Here is a 17,404-nt window from a genome sequence, read left to right as displayed (position 1 = left end):
ATGCGGACGGCCACGCACTCCGGACGGCCACGCACTCCGGACGGCCACGCACTCCGGACGGCCGCGCACGCCCGGCGGCTCCACACGCCGGACAGCCGTATACGCCGGACCGGCCCGGCATGCGGACGGGCCGCGCACGCCGGACCGCCACGCAGGCGCCCGGGCCGCGCGTACGGGTCGTCAGACGCCGCGCAACGCCCGCATCACCGGAGCGAAGACCTCCATGTACGGCTCCAGCACCGTCAGGTAGGTGAATCCGTACCGCTCGCGCTGCGCCCGTACCTGCGCGGTGATCTGTTGCGGGGTTCCGGCCAGGAACACGGGCAGCTCCAGGACCTGGCCGGCCGTCAGGTGCGGTACGTGCTCCAGCAGGGGCCGGGCGGCGGCCTCGCGGTCCTCGGTCACGACGACCATCTGGATGAGCAGGTTCAGCTCCGCCGGCTCCTCGCGGCCCGCCGCCAGCTCCCGGTACCGGGCCACGCGCTCGTCGAGCTGCTCGGCCGTGATCGGGGCGAGCTGCCCCGTCGAGCTGCCCCGCACGGTACGTCCGCCCGTGAACGCGGCGATGGCGGCGTGCCGCGCGGTCAGCTCCAGCATCTGGTCGCCGTTGGCGCCGATCAGCAGCGGCACCCCCGGCCGCTGCACCGGCCGCGGCCGGTACTCCTCGTCGCCGAGCAGTCGCTCCAGCTCCTCGACGGTGCGCCGCAGATGGTCCACCCGCTCGCCGGGCGAGCCGAACGGCAGCCCCGCCGCGTCATGCTCCGCCCGTACGTAGCCGGTACCGAGCCCGAGTTCCAGGCGCCCGCCCGTCAGGGCGTCCGTGGTCGCCACCTCCCGGGCCAGCAGAGCGGGATTCCAGAACCCCGCGTTGAGCACGAAGGTGCCGAGCCGGGGCCGCTCGGTGGCCCGGGCCGCCGCGACCAGTGCCGGGAACGGAGCCGGCATGCCGAGATGGTCCGGGACCAGGATCACGTCGTACCCCAGCTCCTCGGCCCGCCGGCACTTCGCACTCCACTCGTCGGCAGGTGCGGGCGCCATCAGGTTGACGCCGAAGCGGAACGGGCGTGACATGAACTCTCCTGCGCGGCAGAGGACTTCGGGCAACCGGAAGTCAATCACTCGTGCGCTATGGCCGCCAGCACCTGCATGCGCGAGGCCCGCCAGGCGGGCAGCATCGCCGCCACCACGCCCACCACCGCGGAACCCACCACCACCGCGACGACCGTGCCCCACGGGATCGCGAACGCCGTCAGCCCCTCCAGCGCCAGCACCTGCTGCACGCACACGCCCCACACCAGCCCCAGGACCAGCCCGAGCACCGCGCCGAACACCGCGATCACCACCGACTCCAGCCGGATCATCCGGCGCAGCTGACGCCGGGCGAGCCCGATGGCCCGCAGGAGTCCGATCTCACGGGTGCGCTCCACCACCGACAGGGCGAGGGTGTTGACCACGCCGAGCACCGCGATGACGATCGCCAGCCCCAGCAGGGCGTACACGAGGTAGAGCAGGACCGCGATCTGGTCGTGCACCAGCTCCTTGTAGTCGGCCAGGTCGCGCACCTGCACCTGCGGGTACGGGTCGAGTGTCCGTTCCAGGCTCGCGCGCAGTGCGTCGGCGCTCGTCCCCGGCGCGGCATTCACGTACAGCGACGAGTCCTGGCCCCCGGGTGCGTACCGCTCCAGCGTGCCCAGGCCGAGGAACAGCCCGCCCTCCATCCCGAACCCCTCGGCGGACTCCTGGTGGGTGAGCGCGCCCACCGTCAGGTCGGCGGTGCGCCCGCCCTGGAACTCGACGGGGACCGTGCTGCCGGCGCGCACGCCGTGCTCCCGGGCGAAGTCCGCGTCCATCGCCAGGTGCCCTGGCGCGAGCGCCGCCTCCGTGTCCCCGCGCGCGTACGAGATGTTGGCGACGTCGTCGAGGTGCGGGTCGTAGCCCGTGGCGGTCGCCTCCACCCGGTCGCCGTCCGGCAGCCGCACGGCGACCGGCACGAACCGGGACCGGACGACGAGCCCGGCACCCTCGGTCTCGCGCACCCGCTCGCCCACCTCCCGCGGGAACGGCATGAAACCGCCGTTCTGCACGACGAAGTCGGCGCCCATCACCTTGTCGATCTGCTGGTCGAAGGATGCGGTCATCGAGGCGCTGGCCACCGACATCCCGCCGACCAGTGCGATGCCCACCATGAGCGCGGAGGCCGTGGCGCCGGTGCGGCGAGGGTTGCGCAGGGCGTTGCGCCGGCTCATCCGGCCGACGGCGCCGAACACCACCGGGAAGGCCGCGCCGAGCGCCCGGATCACGGGGCGGACGAGCAGCGGACCGGCGATGACGGTCGCGAGGAGGGTCAGGACGACACCGAGCCCGAGCAGCGCCGCCGCCGAGGAGGTCCTGGTCGCCACCGCGCACCCCACGAGCGCGGCCACGCCCAGGACTCCGGCCACGGCGCCGACCAGGGCCCGCGTCCGCAGCGGCCGGCCCACCCCGGCGATCTCCGCGTCCGCGAGGGCCGCCATCGGGGAGACGGCCGCCGCACGGCGTGCCGGGAGCCCCGCGGCGAGGAACGTCACCCCGACACCGACGACGTACGCCGCGACGGGCGTCGCCCAGCCGAGGGTCATCTCGCCCGAGTCGATGTTCATACCGATCGCGTTCATCAGCCCGATCAGTCCCGCGGCCAGCCCGATGCCCGCGGCCAGGCCCAGCGTCGAGGCGACCACGCCGAGCAGCACCGCCTCGGTGAGTACCGAGCGTCGCACCTGACGCCGGTCCGCGCCGAGCGCGCGCAGCAGACCCAGCTCGCGGGTGCGTTGCGCGATCAGCATCGAGAAGGTGTTGGCGATCAGGAACACGCCGACCAGGACGGCGATCCCGGCGAAGCCGAGCATGACGTACTTGATGACGTCGAGGAATCCGCCCAGTTGCTCGACGTCCGACCGGGCCTGCTCGGCGGCCGTGCGGTACTGGTAGCTGTCCGCGCCCAGGACCTCGGCGACGCGCCGCTTGAGCAGGTCGTCGCTGGTACCGGCCGCCGCCTCGACGGAGATGCCGGTGGCGGCGCGGGGGTCGCCCAGCAGCTTCGCCTGCGCCGTCGGTGTGTCCAGGAAGAGCAGCGCCGCGCCGGGGTTGGTCGTGGTGAACGTGGCGATGCCGACGATCTCGACGTCGAACGAGCCCGGCGGGGCGATCACGGTGAGGGTGTCGCCGATGCGCACGTCCGCGCGGTCGGCGGTCTCCGAGTCGAGCAGCGCCTGCTCGGGGCCGCGCGGGGCGTGACCCGAGGTGAGTTCCACGGGGCTGCGGTCGGTCGGGTTCCAGTTGGTGCCGATGGTGGGGGCGCCGGTGGTCGGGCTCACCGACTCGTTCCCGTCGTCGACGACGGTGATGTTCTCGACCTCCGCGTCCACGCGCGCGGCGGCGACCCCGTCGACCTCGGCCAGCCGGTCGGCGAGCGCGGCCGGCACGGTCGCCGTCCTGCCGGAGGGCACCGACTCGGCGAGCCCCTCCTGCGGGCGGACGGTGACATCGGCGGCGGTGGAGGCGAACAGCCGGTCGAAGGTACGGGTGAGGGTGTCGGAGAAGACCAGACTGCCCGCGACGAACGCCACGGACAGCAGGACCGCCAGCGCCGAGAGCACCAGCCGCCCCTTGTGCGCGAGGAAACTCCTGAGCGTCGCCTTCAGCACGGCGTCACTCCTCGTCGGGTGAGGCCGGGGCGGCGGATGGCCCCGGGGCGGGGGGTGACCCGGTCCCGGAGGGTGAGCCCGGTGCGGAGGGCGACCCTGTCCCGGACGGTGAGTCCGGTCCGGAGGGTGTCCCCGCCCCGGAGGGTGAGCCCGGAGCATCCGGAAGGCCGGTGCCGGTGAACAGGCGCATGCGCTCCAGCACCGCCTCCGACGTCGGCCTCTCCATCTCGTCCACGATCCGTCCGTCCCCGAGGAAGAGCACCAGGTCGGAGCGGGCGGCGGCGCCCGGGTCGTGGGTGACCACGACGACGGTCTGACCGAGCTCGTCCACGGCCTCCCGCAGGATGCCGAGCACCTCCAGACCGGCCCGCGAGTCGAGGTTGCCGGTCGGCTCGTCCGCGAAGATCAATTCGGGCCGGGAGACCAGCGCCCGCGCACAGGCCACCCGCTGCTGCTGGCCCCCGGAGAGCTGGGCCGGCCGGTGCCTGAGCCGGTCCCGCAGGCCAAGGGTGCCGATGACCTGGTCGAGCCACTCCGGGTCGGGGCTCCGGCCCGCGATGTTCTGGGGCAGGGTGATGTTCTCCAACGCGTTCAGCGTCGGAATGAGGTTGAAGGACTGGAACATGAACCCGACCCGGTCCCGGCGCAGCCGCGTCAGCTCCCGATCCCCGAGTCCCGTGATCTCGGTGTCGCCGAGCCACACCTGGCCGGCCGAGACGGTGTCGAGGCCCGCCAGGCAGTGCATCAGCGTGGACTTCCCGGAGCCGGACGGGCCCATGACCGCGGTGAAACGGCCGCGTGCGATGTCCACGTCCACCGAGTCCAGGGCGAGCACCGTGGTCTCGCCCGAGCCGTACGCCTTGGTCAGGCCGCGCGCCCGGGCGGCGATGTCGTCGGCCGACGCCCGACCGGGGGCGTGCTTCGCAGCAGGTGTGGACAAGGCGGCCTCCTCGGTGCTCTCCGCGGGCCGCCAGAGTAGTGTGACTCGGACCACACCTGGAATCCTCCTGTGGTACCGGTCCGCCGGTATTTCGCTGGGTTTCCGCGGGATGCGGCCCCTTGCCGCTGCTAGCGTTCCGGCGCTAGCTTCGAGGTATGGCGAAGCCCCAGAAGGCCCAGTTGAACGTGCGGGTGGACGAGGGAACCGCCCGGGCGGCCCGCGAACGGGCCCTGGCCCGGGGGATGAGCGTCAACCGCTATATCGAGGAGCTGGTCCGGCAGGACACCGGCGAGGCCGGCCGCACCTTCGTGGAGGCCGCGGCCGACTTCATGCGGCAGTACGAGACGGTGTTCGCCGAGGAGGTCGGCGACGGACGCCGCTGAGCCGTCGGGCGCTCCCGGACCCGGCGATCCCGGCCGACGACCCGGACCACACGGACTCGGATGAACGACCTCACCATCGATCTCGCCTGGCTGCTCATGCTCGCCGAACAGCGCACCCCGGGAGACCCCCAGGTCACCGACTGGGGAGCGCTGGTGGCGGCCGTCGCCCGCCACCGGGCCGAAATATTCGGCACGCCCGTCTACGAGGGTCCGCACGCCCGCGCCGCAGCGCTGCTCCAACTGCTGATCCACGTCCCCGCTCTGGAACGCTCCAACGCCCTGTTCGCCTCCGCGGTCGCCTACGCCTACCTGGTCGCCGGCGGGGTCAAGGTCGCCACCACTCCCGAGCAGGTGCGGGATCTCGCCCTGCTGGTCAAGAGCGGTGAGGCGTCGGTCGACGACATCGCGGACGAGCTGCGCCGGTGGAGCGTGTGACTACCCCTCGGCTTCGGCCGGCCGCCACGCCGTGCCGAGCACGCAGTAGGAACTCGGCAGCGGCGGCCCCTTCTCCGGCATCGTCATCCGCCGGTAGGGGCCCAGCGCGAACCCGGCCTCCCGCAGGGCGGCCACCGGCTCGCGGGAGACGTGGCAGCCGCCGGACAGCGCGGGCCACAGCGTCCGGTCCAGTGCGCGCTGGGTGAAGGTCATCACCCGGCCGCCGCCCCGGCCGTGCTCGAAGAACCGCACCTCGCCGCCGGGCCGCAGCACCCGCCTCAGCTCCCCGAGCGCCCGCGGCACATCGCGGACGCTGCACAGCACCAGCGAGACCACCGCCGCGTCGAAGGCCTCGCTCTTGACCGGCAGCGCCTCCGCCGCGCCCGGCGCGACGTCGACCGGCACCTCGGCGCGCAGCGCGGCCTCCAGCGCCAACTGCCGCAGCGTGCGCTCCGGTTCGATGGCGACGACCTCCGAGACGGTGCCCGGGTAGTGGGCGAAGTTCAGGCCGTTGCCCGCGCCGATCTCGATGACCCGGCCGGACAGCCCGGCAAGCAGTCGCTCACGCACCGGTCCCATGCCCATCCGGGTTTCGGCCCGCACGCTGACCCGGGCGTAGCAGCGGGCGAACAGCGGATGGTGCACGGCGTCCCGCGGCACCCCGCGGGCACGGGTGGGTCGCAGCGCCATGGGGCCTCCCTCACGAGGTGGTGCCTTACCACGATTGTCCCCCGTGCAGGCGCCGTGCACCCACCGCGCGGGCGGCTCCTTCGCCGGTGCCGGACCGCCCGGAGACAGGGCCGTGCTCCGCGCCGGCGTCCCCACGGTGCGGACCGGCGGCCGGCCGCGCCGTACCGCCGGTCAGGACGCCTCCCGGGTGCGGAGCGTGTCCAGCCTCGGATGCGCTCCACTCGGCTCGTCGGCCAGGGAGGCCACCGGTGAGAAAGGCCACCGGTGAGAAAGGCCACCGGTGAGAAAGGCCACCGACCGGCGCGGTGGCCGGCGTGCAGGCGCGTGCCCCGCCGGTCGGAGTACCTCGGGCCGCTCGTGTGTCCGTGGTTCGCGTGTCGCGGTCCGGGCCGGGGAGCGGGCCGGCCAGGGGCTGTGCCGCCCGGGCGTTGACCGGGTGCGCACCTGCCGCGGTACTGCGCTCCCGCGTCAGGGGCCCTCCCGCCGCCGGAACACGTCCGCGTCCCACCAGCCCCGCAGGCAGGGCGCCAGCCAGTGCGGGGCCGCCGACCGGAAGGCGGCCGGCGGCAGGGAACCCGCTCCGGCGGGCACGGCACCGAGCAGGGGGGCTCCGGCCACCTCCGGGAGGTCCGCGAGGTTGCAGCGCGAGGCGAGGTCGGGGGACCCCGGCCAGCTGCCGATCACCACACCCGTCAGCTCCAGCCCGCGCGACCGCAGTTCACGTGCCGTCAGCTCCGTCGTGTTCAGCGTGCCCAGCCCGGCCGACGCCACCAGCAGCACCGGCGCTCCCAGCAGTCCGGCGACGTCCGCCAGCGTCCCGCCGGCCGCGTCGAAGCGTACGAGGAGTCCGCCCGCGCCCTCGACCAGCACGAGGTCGTGCTCGGTGGCCAGCTTGCCCGCGGCCTCCGCCACCTCCTCGGGGTGCACCGGGGCCCGGCCGGCCCGCCGCGCCGCCGTCCCCGGCGCCAACGGCTCCGGGTAGCGGGCGACTTCGGCCGCCGTCACCGCACCCGCGAGGCGCGCCACCTCCTGGACGTCCCCGGACTCGTCCGGCCGTACGCCCGTCTGCGCGGCCTTCAGCACGGCCACCGACCGGCCGCCCGCCAGCGCGGCCGCGGCGACGGCGGCGGTCACGACGGTCTTGCCGACCTCCGTGCCGGTGCCCGTGATCACCAGTACCGGCATGTCATCCCTCCCCTGCCGCCGCGCACACCGCGCGGGCGATCCGTGCCAGGTCCGCGTCGTCCGTGACGTACGGCGGCATGGTGTAGATCAGGTCGCGGAACGGCCGCAGCCACACGCCCTCGCGCACGGCCGCCGCCGTCGCCGCCCGCATGTCGACGGCGTGGTCGAGCTGCACCACGCCGATCGCGCCGAGCACCCGTACGTCCCGCACACCGGGCGTTCCGGCGGCGGGCGCGAGGCCCTCCCGCAGGCCCGCCTCGATCCGCTCGACCTCCGCGAGCCAGTCCTGGCCGAGCAGCAGTCCGATCGACGCGCACGCCACGGCCGCCGCCAGCGGATTGCCCATGAACGTCGGCCCGTGGGCCAGCACCGGCACCTCGCCCCGCGCAATACCGTCGGCCACCTCCGGCGTGCACAGTGTGGCCGCCATGGTCAGATAGCCGCCGGTCAGCGCCTTGCCCACGCACATCACGTCCGGCGTCACCGCCGCGTGCTGCGCCGCGAACAACGCACCCGTACGCCCGAACCCGGTCGCGATCTCGTCGAACACCAGCAGCACGCCGTGCGCGTCGCACGCCTGGCGCAGCACCCGCAGATACGCGGGGGAGTGGAACCGCATCCCGCCGGCGCCCTGCACCACCGGCTCGACGATCACCGCGGCCAGTTCGCCGGCGTGCCGTTCGATCAGTGCGCGCAGGTGATCGGCGTACGACTCCTCGTACTCCGCCGGCGGCGCGTCCGCGAAGACCTGGCGCGGCAGGACGCCCGTCCACAGCTCGTGCATCCCGCCCTCGGGGTCGCACACCGACATGGGCTGCCAGGTGTCGCCGTGGTAGCCGCCGCGCCAGGTCAGCAGACGCCGCTTGGCCGGGCGGCCCCGCGACCGCCAGTACTGCAGGCACATCTTGACCGCGACCTCGACCGACACCGACCCGGAGTCGGCGAGGAAGACGTGCTCCAGGCCATCGGGTGACATGTCGACAAGGAGCTTCGCCAGTCGTACGGCGGGCTCGTGGGTGAGCCCGCCGAACATCACGTGGCTCATCCGGGTCAGCTGGTCGCGCGCGGCCTCGTTCAGCACCGGGTGGTTGTAGCCGTGGATCGCCGACCACCAGGAGGACATCCCGTCGACGAGCTCGCCCGAGCCGTCGGCCGGCCGCAGCCGCACCCCGCTCGCCGACTCCACGACGAGCGGGTCCTGCCGGCCGGGCATGGGGCCGTACGGATGCCAGACGTGCCGCCGGTCGAGCGCCAGCAACTCGTCCACGGCCAGCGCGGGCTCAGGCATTGGGCGCGAGGTCCGTCCCGGCACCACGGCGGCGTACGGCGACCAGGTCCGTACGGGCTTCACCGGCCACCACCGGTTCGGCGGGCGCCGCGGAGCCACAGCCTTCCTCCGCCGGGGCTGAACCGCAGGTCCCGCCGCCCTCGTGCGACCCGCAGCCGCCCCGGCCCGCCGCCCGGTGCCCCGGCAGGGTCTCCTGGCCGGCGCCCTCCACCTCGAAACCGGCGTCCGCGATCATCTCCAGATCCGCCCGGCCGGCCTGGCCCTCGCTGGTGAGGTAGTCGCCGAGGAAGAGGGAGTTCGCCAGGTGCAGCGCGAGCGGCTGCATCGTGCGCAGGTGGACCTCGCGCCCGCCCGCGATGCGCACCTCGGCGTCCGGGCAGACGAACCGCGTCATCGCCAGGATGCGCAGACAGCGCTGCGGGGTCAGGTGCCACTCCTTGGCCAGCGGCGTGCCCTCCATCGGGATCAGGAAGTTCACCGGCACCGAGTCGGGGTCCAGCTCGCGCAGCGAGAAGACCACGTCGACCAGGTCCTCGTCGGTCTCGCCCATGCCCGCGATCAGCCCGGAGCAGGCGGACAGCCCGGCCGCGTGCGCCTTGCGCACCGTGTCCACCCGGTCGGCGTACGTGTGCGTGGTCGTGATGTCCCCGTACGTCGCCTCGGACGTGTTGAGGTTGTGGTTGTAGGCGTCGGCGCCCGCCTCGCGCAGCCGTTCCGCCTGGCCGTCGGAGAGCAGGCCCAGGCAGGCGCACACCTCGACCGCCCCGTTCTGCTCCTTGATGGCCTTGATGGTGTCCGAGACCCGGTCCACGTCCCGGTCGGTCGGACCGCGTCCACTGGCCACCAGGCACACCCGCTTGGCGCCCCCGGCCACTCCCGCGGCTGCGGCCTGCGAGGCCTGATCGGGCTTCAGCCAGGTGTACTTGAGGATCTCGGCCTTGGAGCCGAGCCGCTGCGAGCAGTAGGAGCAGTCCTCGGGGCACAGGCCCGACTTCAGGTTGACGAGATAGTTGAGTTTCACCCGTCGGCCGAACCAGTGACGGCGCACCTTGCCGGCCGCGGCCACCACATCGAGCAGGTCGTCGTCGGAAGTGGCGAGGACGGCGAGCGCCTCCTCGCGGGTCGGCGACTCGCGCCGAACCCCCTTGTCCACCAGCGTGTTCAGCAGGTCCATGAGAGCCGATCCTGTCCTAAGGGGCCACCCGGGGCCAAGGAGACTTCGCACAACAGTGACAGATCACCGTGTGGGTATCGCCACACCTCGCGGGGGCGGCGGGACCGCTAATGTCTGTCCACTGCCTACAAAACACCGGAGGACCGACCCATGGCGTTCGGCTGGATCGACGAGCAGGCCGAGGTGCGCCGCCGAGCCGGACTCGAACGGGTTCTGCGCCCCCGTCCGGCGGGCTCGCCGCTGCTGGACCTGGCGAGCAACGACTACCTCGGACTGGCCCGGCACCCGGAGGTCACCGAGGGCGCGGCGCGGGCCGCGCGGACGTGGGGGGCCGGCTCGACCGGGTCCCGGCTGGTGACCGGCACCACCGAACTGCACACCGAACTCGAACGCGAACTGGCCGCCTTCTGCGGTTTCGAGGCCGCGCTCGTCTTCTCCTCCGGCTACGCGGCCAACCTCGCCGCGGTCACCGCGCTGGCGCCGCACGGCTCCCTCGTCGTCTCCGACGCGGGCAACCACGCCTCGCTGATCGACGGCTGCCGGCTGGCCCGCGGCACGACCCAGGTGGTGGCGCACGCCGCCCCGGACGCCGTACGCAAGGCGCTGGCGACGCACGGCGGCCCCTGCGTCGTCGTCTCCGACACGGTCTTCTCCGTCGACGGCGACGCCGCGCCGCTCGCCGCGCTCGCCGGTGCGTGCCGCGAGCACGGCGCCGGACTGGTCGTCGACGACGCCCACGGCCTCGGCGTCCTCGGCGAGGGCGGCCGGGGCGCCCCGCACGCGGCGGGACTCGCGGGCGCCGACGACGTCGTCGTGACGGTGACACTGTCCAAGTCGCTCGGCAGCCAGGGCGGGGCCGTGCTCGGCCCCGCGCGGGTGATCGAGCACCTGGTCAACGCGGCCCGGACGTTCATCTTCGACACCGGCCTCGCACCCGCGGCGGTGGGCGCGGCGCTGGCGGCGCTCACCCTGCTGCGCCGCGAGCCCGAACGGGCGGCGCGGGCACGCGCGGTGGCGGCCGCACTGCACGCACGTCTGACGGCCCTGGGGCTGTCTGCGGTACGCCCCGACGCCGCGGTCGTCTCGGTGCGCGCCCCCTCCCCGGAGGGGGCCGTACGGTGGGCGGCCGACTGTCGTACGGCCGGCCTGTCCGTGGGCTGCTTCCGCCCTCCTTCCGTACCTGACGGCGTCTCACGGCTCAGGCTGACCGCTCGTGCGGACCTCTCCGGGGAACAGATCGAACGCGCTGTGCGGGTGATCGGCGAAACGCGGCCATGAGTCGGCGTGACACGGCCGTGCGTCGTCCGATGCCCGGCCGGATCAGCGGCGGTGGATCCCGGCCGTGAACGACGCCCAGCTCCCGGGGGAGAAGAGCACCGCGGGCCCGGCCGGGTCCTTGGAGTCGCGCACGGCGAGCAGTCCGGCCCAGGGGCCGGACGACGGCCGTGCCGTCTCCACGCAGTTGTTCGCCCCGGTGCTGTAGCTGCTGCGCAGCCACCGCACGCCGGGCAGATCGGTACTGGACGGGATGTTCCGGGGGAGTTCGGACACGGAGTCTGTCATGGTGCCTCCTTACGCGCCTGCCGCTGTCGCGGCGATGAAGTCCAACGAGTCCTCGGGCGAAAGGGCATGGATCAGAAGGGTGTTGAAGGCCTCGGTGTAGGCCTCTAGGTCTTCTTTCCGTTCGAGGTGCAGGCTACTCGTCAAGTGGTCGAGAACAACCACGTCCAGATCAGAAGTGCTCGAAAAGGAGAAGATTACGAAAGGCCCGGTGACGCCGATGTGCGCCCCGGCGGCGAAGGGCAGGACCTGGAGCCGGACATGGGGAAGGCGCGCGGCATCGACCAGTCGCGCCAGCTGACGGGACATCACTCCGGGCCCGCCCACCTCCCGGCGCAGCACCGACTCGTCCAGGACCGCGCTCAGCTCCAGTGGCGGCTGCGCCCGCAGGATGTCCTGCCGGGCCAGTCGCACCTCCACCAGGGTGTCCAGCCGCTCCTCCGGGAGCCCGTCCACCGCGGCGCGCGTCACCGCGCGGGCGTACTCCGGCGTCTGCAGCAGACCGGGGACCACGGTGGTCTCCAGGGTGCGCATCGCGCTCGCCTGGGACTCCAGGCTGATGAAGTCGCGGTAGGTCGGCGGCAGCACCCCTCGGTAGGCGTGCCACCAGTGGTTCCGGCCGCCCGCGTCGTCGGAGCCCGCCAGCATCACCAGCAGCTCCCGCAGCTGGTCGTCGGCCACGCCGTAGGCGTCCAGCAGTAACCGCACGTCGGCCGGTTTCGCCCCGCTCGTCCCGGTCTCGATCCGGCTGACCTTCGACTGGTGCCAGCCCACCAGCCGGGCCGCCTCGCCGCTGGTGATACCCGCCGACGTGCGCTGGGCGCGCAGTTCCGCGCCCAGCTTCCGGCGGCGCACCACGGGGCCGTGCTGCATGGGGCCACTCCTCTACTCCTTATGAGCCGCCCGAATACGCTCTGCCGTCGCAGAGTTCACCGCATCGAGCGACAGATATATGCAGATCTTGGGGGATCGCCGCCCTTCCGGGCCTGGTGGTGGCAGTCTGGCGGCGAAGCACCAGTCCGGGACCGTACTCGAACCATCCGCTCCGTGTCCGGCTGCGGTCCCGTGGGAAAGGGACGAGTCGCCATGGCAGACCATCTGGAAGCATCCGTCACTCTGCCGAGCGATCCCGCCTCGGTGGCCGCCGCGCGTACCTATGTGGTCGGCACGCTGGCGGAGTGGGGCCTGCCGGCGGACACCGATGTGTCCGAAACCGTCCGGCTCATCGTCTCCGAGCTGACGACCAACGCGGTCCAGCACACGCTCGGACAGTCACCCACCTTCACGGTGGACCTCGTGCTCGACCGCGACGAGCGACTGCACATCGGCGTCACCGACAGCCATCCGGGGTATCCCAAGCGTCTGCCCGCCGCCGTGCAGCAGGACAACGGCCGCGGCATGGTGATCATCCGCTGGCTGACGGCGGAGTGCGGCGGCAAGCTGAGGGTGCAGCGCACGCGCGAGGGCGGCAAGACCGTCTTCATCGAACTGCCCTGGACGCCGCCGAGCAGTCCGGTGCCGCCCGAGCCGGCCACGGCCGTGGGGCGGGTCGCGGGACGGCAGGAGCCCGAACGGTGAGGCGCCGACAGCGCTCGCCGCGCGTCCGTTCCGCGTGCGGCGTCGAGGACGGTCCCGAACCACCGCACGTGCACGTGCGGGAGCGCGGGGAGTGCGGGGGACGCCGACCGCCCCGTCGAGGTCCCGGTCCGTTGAGGCGGGGACCCGCCGAGGCCGTGGGCCGGCCCGAGCGGGGACCCGCCGAGGGTGACAGGAGCACCTGCCCTTCCGGGTGAGGAACGGATGTCAATTGACCCGGCCGTACCAGACGCTGCCGGTCCAGATCTTCTGCAGACGCACCACGTCCCCGGTCTTCGGGGCGTGCCAGATCCTGCCCTTCCCGGCGTAGATGCCGACGTGGTAGACGCTGCTGCCCGAGTGGAAGAAGACGAGGTCGCCGACCTTGCGGTTCTTGGCGGAAATATGACGGGTCTTGTTGTACTGCTGAGCCGCGGTGCGCGGCAGCTTCTTGCCGGCCTTCTTGAACGAATACAGGGTCAGTCCGGAGCAGTCGAACCTGCGTGGTCCGACGGCGCCCCATTTGTACGGTGAACCCTTCTTGGAGGCCGCGATCTTGAGGGCCTTCGCCGCATAGGTCGCCGCGGCCGCCTCGGAGGCGGCACCGGGGACCACGACGGATCCGCCGATCGCGGCGAGGGTGAGGGCCGAGGCCGTACCGGCACGGGCCATCAGCGACGGGACACGATTGAGCGCAGACATGCGCAACCCTTCGTCAGCCGCCTGTGAAGGATGACCTGTCGGATTCGGGCTGGCGAAGTTGCCCGGCCGCACGAGTGCGGCTTCACCCCAAGGGCTGCTCGGCCCGGCACCTCTCTCGCGGAGATGACCGTTCCGGCGACCCGTCGTGCTCGGGTCCTCCACTCCTGCCGATCCACTCCTGTCGACCGGTCGTCCGGGCGGCGGCAGGACTCGGCGTCCGCCCGGACCGCCCCGCCGCTGCGGCGAGGGCTTGTCGTCAGTCACGGATCTTGTCTCGCCCAGGGGGAGAATCCCAACGGAACGTGCCCTTTGTGTTGTTACACGCCACTCACCCGTGCGGGTGGACGCCTCCGCGTTCGAGTCACCCCCCGGTGTGGTGGCGAGCCCGGGACCAGCGGCGCAGCGGCTCGTTCCGCCGTGTGGGCAGCAGGGGTTGCGCAACTTCGGCCGGTCGGAAATCGAGGGTGTTCCTACGCCGAAAGGGGGTACGCCGTTTGGTCCGTTTCGGCCCCCGGCGCGTCAACTGCCGGAACGCGGCCGACGGCTGACGCGCGCCGTCCGCCGTTCACCGTCCAGCACGCGCAGCGCCCGCACCAGGATGCCGGCGCACTCCGGCCCCGGCGCACCGGTGCGCACGGCGGCCGGTCCGGGGGCCCGTACCGTGGCGGGGTCCGCGGTCCGGTCGCTCACGGCCGGGGCTCAGGCGGCCGGGGCCGGGGTCCGGTCGGGTGCCGGTGAGGCGCCGGGTGCGCGCTGTCGCAGTACGCCGCCGAGCAGGACCGCGCCCAGGCCCAGCAGGGACCACCACGTGAGCGTGAGCGCGGGGCCGGTGGCCGCGGCGCCCTCGAAGAAGGACACCGAGCGCAGGAGCGAGCCGCCCGCGCCCGGCGGCAGCCACTGGCCGATCGCGCCGGCCGGCCGGGGCAGCATCTCCGGCGCCGAGGACGCGCCGGAGAAGGGGTTGCCCAGCAGCATGATCACGGCCGCGCCCAGCCCGATACCCGCGCGCCCGAGCAGCGCCCCGAGCCCGGCGACGCCCGCGCCGGCGGCCAGGGTCGACAGCCCGAACGCGCCGGCCACGGCCCACCAGTCACCGGTGACCACCCCGAGCCAGCTGTGCGCGACCACCGCCGCGGCCACGCCTGTCGACGCGGCGGCGCCGGCCACCGCGACGGCCGCTCGCACGCCGCGCCACCCCAGCAAGGTCACCACGGCGCCGGTCGCGATCCCGGCCAGTGCGAGTGGCAGTACGCTCGCGCCCAGGGCCGCGCCGCGCGGATCCGCCTCGGGAGCGGGCACCACATCGACCACCTGGACCGGGGTCCCCGTGGCGGAGGCCTGCCCGGTCACCGCCTGTCGCAGCAGCTGGGCCACGGACGGGCCGGCCGCGGACGCCGTGAGCAGCTTCGTGCCCCGGTCGCCGGCGACCACCGCGCCGTACACGGTCCGGTCCTCGACGGCGTCGCGGGCCGCGGCCTCGTCGGCGTAGCGGTGGATCTCGAAGGCGCCCTCGCGCTGGGCGAGCCGCTGTTCCACCTGGGTGATCGCGGCGGGCGGTCCCGCCACGCCGAGCGGCAGATCGCGGGCGGACGTACGGGCGGCCGGCCAGGCGAAGGCGCACAGTGCCAGGGCCACCAGCACGGGAAGCAGGACGACGACGGCGGCCACACGGCGGCCGTGAGGAGCGGAGGGGCCGGACATGAGTGACTCCTCTGAGAGAAGGATCGTTCGTTTTAGAACTGCCTCCACGGTGCGGCGGCCTCGGGTGCCTTGTCAAGAAGGAATGTTCGTTTTACGTTGGACACCATGGCCCGCGTATCCCAGGAACACCTCGACGCCCGCCGCCGGCAGATCCTCGACGGCGCCGCGCTGTGCTTCGCCCGCAACGGCTTCCATGCCACGTCGATGCAGGACGTGCTGAAAGAGGTCGACCTCTCGGCGGGGGCCGTCTACCGCTACTTCAGCGGCAAGGAGGAGCTGATCGAGGCCATCGTCACCGAGGTTCTGGGCGCCATCCGCGACGTGTACGAACGTGCCGCGCGGGAGAGCCCGCCGCCCATGCCCGACGAACTCATCGCCCGCACCCTGGCGCACATGGCACGGGAGCGGCCGGCGGTGACGGACAGCGGCGAGTGGCTGTTCCCGCGGCTGATGATCCAGGCCTGGTCCGAGACGCTGCGCAACGACGCGCTGTCCGCCCTCCTGGGCGAAGGGTTCGCCAAGGCGACGGCCGCCTGGGCGAAGGTCGTGGTCCGCTACCAGGAAACCGGCATGATGCGCGACGACGTCGACCCGGACGCCGTGGCCCGGACGCTGATGGCCACGGTGCAGGGGTTCGGGGCCCAGTACGCGCTGTTCGGCAGCTTCTCGCCGGAGGCTCTTCAGGCCGGGGTGCGGGGGCTGTTGAGTATGCGTCAGGCCGCCGACGGCCCCGGTGACCAGCCGGGCGGATCCGGATGACGTGACCGGCCGCGACGCCGCTCGCCGGGCTGAGGAGCCGTCGGCAGAACGTGTCCCTCCCCTCGGCGGACCGGCGAGAAAGCGCCGTGACGCCGACGGGCACGAGGAGGGGCGGCCCACCCAGGCCGCCCCTGTACCGTGCCCAGCCCCGCCGTGCTCAGCCCTGCCGCGCCGCCGCCCAGGCGTCCTCCGCCGCGTAGTCGAAGAGGTCGCCGTACGCCCGGAACATCTTCGGGTACGCCTCCCGCCAGTCCCGTCCGGCCAGCCGCTCCGCGATGAAGGCGACCGTGTCCGGCAGGGTCTCGGCGTACCGGACCACCGGCCGGTAGCCCAACTCCCGCTCGGCCGCGGACATGTCGCACACGACCGGCGCGGGAACGGACCACGGCGTGTCTCCCACACCGTCCGCGGGCGGCGGCCCGTCCACCAGTACGTCCTCCGTCTCGACGCCCATCACCGCGTCGATCGCCTCCGCGATCTCCGCCACCGTCGGCGCGTCCGGGTCGACGGCGTTCAGGACGCGCGTACCCGGCCGCGGGGCGGCCAGCCGGACCAGCTCCGCGATGGTGTGCACGCTCGCAGGGTGGAAGCGGCTCGCACCGCCGTAGGCGAGGACGCGCCGGCGCCTGCCGTCGAGGTTGCGCTTGACGAAGTACAGCTCACGCGGCGTCCTGCAGTACGGCCCGTGGACCGCGCCCGCGCGCAGCAGAGTGACCGGCAACCGGTCGCCGGCCGCGAGGAGCTCCCGCTCCAACGCCACCTTGCGGGTGGGGTACGAGGTGTCGCCCGGCCGGACGGTGCGCTGCTCCTCCGTGAGCGGCACCGGGTATTCGGGGAAGCCGCCGGGTTCGTCCTGGGTGTCGAAGTTGCGGCCCTTGCCGTCCTCGTAGACCGACATGCTGGAGATCACCACGGCCGAGCCGACCCGTCCGGCGAGCGAGACCAGTTGCCGCGCGTGCCGGTCTCCGAAGGCCACCATGTCCACCAGGACGTCACAGCCGTCGCCGACCGCCGCCGACAGGGCGGTGTCGTCCTCCCGGTCGGCCCGGACCACCCGCACGTCCCCGGGCCAGTCCCCGTCCCGCTCGCCGCCGCGCGAGACGGCCGTCACCTCCCAGCCGTCCCGGGCCAGTGCCCCCACGGCCACCCGTCCGATCTGCCCCGACGCTCCGACCACCACAGCACGTGTCATGAGGCGACCGTAGGCGCGGGCCCGGGCGGGGGGGGGGGGGGGGGGTGTGGGGGGGGGGGGGAAACAAAAAAACAGACACCACAAGGGAGCAGGGGGGGGGGGGCCGGGGGGGGGAGAGGGGGGAGGGCGGCGGGGGG

General features: G+C 73.4%; 18 protein-coding genes and 1 riboswitch. Of the genes, 5 read left to right on the top strand and 13 right to left on the bottom strand.

The genetic code is table 11. The features are described from left to right. Positions 1–180 precede the first annotated feature (180 nt). Genes ACP4IX_RS21175 through ACP4IX_RS21165 form a run of 3 tightly spaced genes read right to left on the bottom strand, consistent with a single transcriptional unit; the run spans position 181 to position 4,623 of the window. Positions 181–1,071, bottom strand: a complete 891-nt coding sequence (locus tag ACP4IX_RS21175) for an LLM class F420-dependent oxidoreductase (protein ID WP_426556362.1) — start codon at positions 1,069–1,071, stop codon at positions 181–183. 44 nt (positions 1,072–1,115) lie between these two features. Next, complete coding sequence (locus tag ACP4IX_RS21170; RefSeq protein ID WP_426556361.1) at positions 1,116–3,683, bottom strand: ABC transporter permease; 2,568 nt, start codon at positions 3,681–3,683, stop codon at positions 1,116–1,118. A 4-nt stretch (positions 3,684–3,687) separates the two neighbouring features. Continuing rightward, positions 3,688–4,623 carry an ABC transporter ATP-binding protein gene (locus tag ACP4IX_RS21165; RefSeq protein ID WP_426556360.1) on the bottom strand — a complete coding sequence of 312 codons (936 nt, stop codon included), beginning with the start codon at positions 4,621–4,623 and terminating at the stop codon, positions 3,688–3,690. Positions 4,624–4,778: 155 nt separating this feature from the next. Here ACP4IX_RS21165 and ACP4IX_RS21160 point away from each other — a divergent pair, with 155 nt between their 5' ends. Together ACP4IX_RS21160 and ACP4IX_RS21155 are read left to right on the top strand one after the other, a co-directional pair. Next, positions 4,779–5,006 (top strand): toxin-antitoxin system HicB family antitoxin, encoded by a 228-nt coding sequence (locus ACP4IX_RS21160; protein ID WP_426524629.1) that lies wholly within the window; start codon positions 4,779–4,781, stop codon positions 5,004–5,006. A gap of 60 nt (positions 5,007–5,066) precedes the next feature. After that, entirely contained in the window at positions 5,067–5,441 is a 375-nt protein-coding gene (locus ACP4IX_RS21155; protein WP_426524631.1) for a fic family toxin-antitoxin system, toxin component, read from the top strand. Here the strand turns inward: ACP4IX_RS21155 and ACP4IX_RS21150 are convergent, their stop codons facing one another. The 4 genes from ACP4IX_RS21150 to bioB all read right to left on the bottom strand — a co-directional run bounded on the left by ACP4IX_RS21150 (position 5,442) and on the right by bioB (position 9,778). Then, positions 5,442–6,131, bottom strand: coding sequence for a class I SAM-dependent methyltransferase (locus ACP4IX_RS21150; RefSeq protein WP_426524633.1), 690 nt, complete (start codon positions 6,129–6,131; stop codon positions 5,442–5,444). Between the two features lie 468 nt (positions 6,132–6,599). After that, a complete protein-coding gene (bioD, locus tag ACP4IX_RS21145) occupies positions 6,600–7,316 on the bottom strand; it encodes a dethiobiotin synthase (protein WP_426524635.1) in 717 nt (238 codons plus the stop codon). A gap of 1 nt (position 7,317) precedes the next feature. Further along, positions 7,318–8,604, bottom strand: coding sequence for an adenosylmethionine--8-amino-7-oxononanoate transaminase (locus ACP4IX_RS21140; protein WP_426556359.1), 1,287 nt, complete (start codon positions 8,602–8,604; stop codon positions 7,318–7,320). Continuing rightward, positions 8,597–9,778, bottom strand: a complete 1,182-nt coding sequence (bioB, locus tag ACP4IX_RS21135) for a biotin synthase BioB (RefSeq protein ID WP_426524639.1) — start codon at positions 9,776–9,778, stop codon at positions 8,597–8,599. Before bioB ends, ACP4IX_RS21140 begins: the two co-directional genes overlap by 8 nt. Before the next feature lie 150 nt (positions 9,779–9,928). On the opposite strand from bioB, the gene ACP4IX_RS21130 reads away from it, so the two are divergent. Further along, entirely contained in the window at positions 9,929–11,056 is a 1,128-nt protein-coding gene (locus ACP4IX_RS21130) for an 8-amino-7-oxononanoate synthase (RefSeq protein WP_426556358.1), read from the top strand. 42 nt (positions 11,057–11,098) lie between these two features. On the opposite strand, the gene ACP4IX_RS21125 is transcribed toward ACP4IX_RS21130, so the two are convergent. Both ACP4IX_RS21125 and ACP4IX_RS21120 read right to left on the bottom strand, forming a co-directional pair. After that, on the bottom strand, positions 11,099–11,329 hold the full coding sequence (locus ACP4IX_RS21125; protein WP_426556427.1) for a DUF397 domain-containing protein: 231 nt from the start codon (positions 11,327–11,329) through the stop codon (positions 11,099–11,101). Positions 11,330–11,350: 21 nt separating this feature from the next. Continuing rightward, positions 11,351–12,211: a helix-turn-helix domain-containing protein gene (locus ACP4IX_RS21120; RefSeq protein ID WP_426524643.1), complete on the bottom strand. Its 861-nt coding sequence runs from the start codon at positions 12,209–12,211 to the stop codon at positions 11,351–11,353. 213 nt (positions 12,212–12,424) lie between these two features. Between ACP4IX_RS21120 and ACP4IX_RS21115 the strand changes: the two genes are divergently transcribed. Beyond that, the gene (locus tag ACP4IX_RS21115) at positions 12,425–12,916 is read left to right on the top strand and encodes an ATP-binding protein (protein ID WP_426524645.1); all 492 of its coding nucleotides are present in this window, start codon (positions 12,425–12,427) and stop codon (positions 12,914–12,916) included. 225 nt (positions 12,917–13,141) lie between these two features. On the opposite strand, the gene ACP4IX_RS21110 is transcribed toward ACP4IX_RS21115, so the two are convergent. The 3 genes from ACP4IX_RS21110 to ACP4IX_RS21100 form a co-directional block, all read right to left on the bottom strand. After that, complete coding sequence (locus tag ACP4IX_RS21110; RefSeq protein ID WP_426524647.1) at positions 13,142–13,615, bottom strand: C40 family peptidase; 474 nt, start codon at positions 13,613–13,615, stop codon at positions 13,142–13,144. A 3-nt stretch (positions 13,616–13,618) separates the two neighbouring features. Continuing rightward, positions 13,619–13,763: riboswitch (cyclic di-AMP (ydaO/yuaA leader) on the bottom strand. A 371-nt stretch (positions 13,764–14,134) separates the two neighbouring features. Then, the gene (locus ACP4IX_RS21105; protein ID WP_426524727.1) at positions 14,135–14,305 is read right to left on the bottom strand and encodes a hypothetical protein; all 171 of its coding nucleotides are present in this window, start codon (positions 14,303–14,305) and stop codon (positions 14,135–14,137) included. A gap of 9 nt (positions 14,306–14,314) precedes the next feature. Beyond that, complete coding sequence (locus ACP4IX_RS21100; protein ID WP_426556357.1) at positions 14,315–15,316, bottom strand: ABC transporter permease; 1,002 nt, start codon at positions 15,314–15,316, stop codon at positions 14,315–14,317. A gap of 105 nt (positions 15,317–15,421) precedes the next feature. Here ACP4IX_RS21100 and ACP4IX_RS21095 point away from each other — a divergent pair, with 105 nt between their 5' ends. Next, positions 15,422–16,075, top strand: a complete 654-nt coding sequence (locus tag ACP4IX_RS21095; protein ID WP_426556356.1) for a TetR/AcrR family transcriptional regulator — start codon at positions 15,422–15,424, stop codon at positions 16,073–16,075. Positions 16,076–16,232: 157 nt separating this feature from the next. On the opposite strand, the gene ACP4IX_RS21090 is transcribed toward ACP4IX_RS21095, so the two are convergent. Further along, a complete protein-coding gene (locus ACP4IX_RS21090; protein ID WP_426556355.1) occupies positions 16,233–17,267 on the bottom strand; it encodes an NAD-dependent epimerase/dehydratase family protein in 1,035 nt (344 codons plus the stop codon). Positions 17,268–17,404: the final 137 nt, after the last annotated feature.

Origin of the sequence: Streptomyces sp. WG5, assembly GCF_049974565.1 — a bacterium.
Lineage (GTDB): Bacteria > Actinomycetota > Actinomycetes > Streptomycetales > Streptomycetaceae > Streptomyces.
This window is presented reverse-complemented; position numbering and strand designations above follow the sequence as displayed.

Coding starts and splice junctions, on each gene's coding strand:
- ACP4IX_RS21120 (WP_426524643.1), bottom strand. CDS start 12,211: ATGCAGCACGGCCCCGTGGTGCGCCGCCGGAAGCTGGGCGCGGAACTG.
- ACP4IX_RS21175 (WP_426556362.1), bottom strand. CDS start 1,071: ATGTCACGCCCGTTCCGCTTCGGCGTCAACCTGATGGCGCCCGCACCT.
- ACP4IX_RS21150 (WP_426524633.1), bottom strand. CDS start 6,131: ATGGCGCTGCGACCCACCCGTGCCCGCGGGGTGCCGCGGGACGCCGTG.
- ACP4IX_RS21100 (WP_426556357.1), bottom strand. CDS start 15,316: ATGTCCGGCCCCTCCGCTCCTCACGGCCGCCGTGTGGCCGCCGTCGTC.
- ACP4IX_RS21095 (WP_426556356.1), top strand. CDS start 15,422: ATGGCCCGCGTATCCCAGGAACACCTCGACGCCCGCCGCCGGCAGATC.
- ACP4IX_RS21110 (WP_426524647.1), bottom strand. CDS start 13,615: ATGTCTGCGCTCAATCGTGTCCCGTCGCTGATGGCCCGTGCCGGTACG.
- ACP4IX_RS21130 (WP_426556358.1), top strand. CDS start 9,929: ATGGCGTTCGGCTGGATCGACGAGCAGGCCGAGGTGCGCCGCCGAGCC.
- ACP4IX_RS21160 (WP_426524629.1), top strand. CDS start 4,779: ATGGCGAAGCCCCAGAAGGCCCAGTTGAACGTGCGGGTGGACGAGGGA.
- ACP4IX_RS21115 (WP_426524645.1), top strand. CDS start 12,425: ATGGCAGACCATCTGGAAGCATCCGTCACTCTGCCGAGCGATCCCGCC.
- ACP4IX_RS21140 (WP_426556359.1), bottom strand. CDS start 8,604: ATGCCTGAGCCCGCGCTGGCCGTGGACGAGTTGCTGGCGCTCGACCGG.
- ACP4IX_RS21155 (WP_426524631.1), top strand. CDS start 5,067: ATGAACGACCTCACCATCGATCTCGCCTGGCTGCTCATGCTCGCCGAA.
- ACP4IX_RS21090 (WP_426556355.1), bottom strand. CDS start 17,267: ATGACACGTGCTGTGGTGGTCGGAGCGTCGGGGCAGATCGGACGGGTG.
- bioD (WP_426524635.1), bottom strand. CDS start 7,316: ATGCCGGTACTGGTGATCACGGGCACCGGCACGGAGGTCGGCAAGACC.
- bioB (WP_426524639.1), bottom strand. CDS start 9,778: ATGGACCTGCTGAACACGCTGGTGGACAAGGGGGTTCGGCGCGAGTCG.